Source organism: Arthrobacter sp. SIMBA_036, from assembly GCF_046535135.1.
GTDB lineage: Bacteria > Actinomycetota > Actinomycetes > Actinomycetales > Micrococcaceae > Arthrobacter.
Window position 1 is genome coordinate 1 of record NZ_JAWRXG010000315.1, and the last position, 255, is coordinate 255.

The window sequence follows — 255 nt, forward strand, 5'->3', positions numbered from 1 at the left end:
TATGATGGTATGACAAATAAAGAGATTCTAGAATCAACTTTTGATGAGCCGATATTTATTTATCATAATTCCCTTTTCTCAAATTGTGAATTGCGGTTAGAAGAGAACAACAAGTACGATCCGGAAGCTATAGCTGTCTATGTAAATGATTGCAAAGTAGGACATGTTCCTCGAAAGAATTTTCAAGAAGGCAAGAAATACATTTACGATCAGTTAAAGAGTGGTATAAGGCACCCGATATCAGCAAGTTTGTAT

1 protein-coding gene is annotated in these 255 nt (G+C 34.5%); it reads left to right on the forward strand.

Annotation, left to right across the window (positions count from 1 at the left end; translation table 11 throughout):
- Positions 1-9: 9 nt before the first annotated feature.
- On the forward strand, positions 10-255 hold a 246-nt coding region (locus tag SB659_RS20025; RefSeq protein WP_410551686.1), incomplete at its 3' end, for an HIRAN domain-containing protein.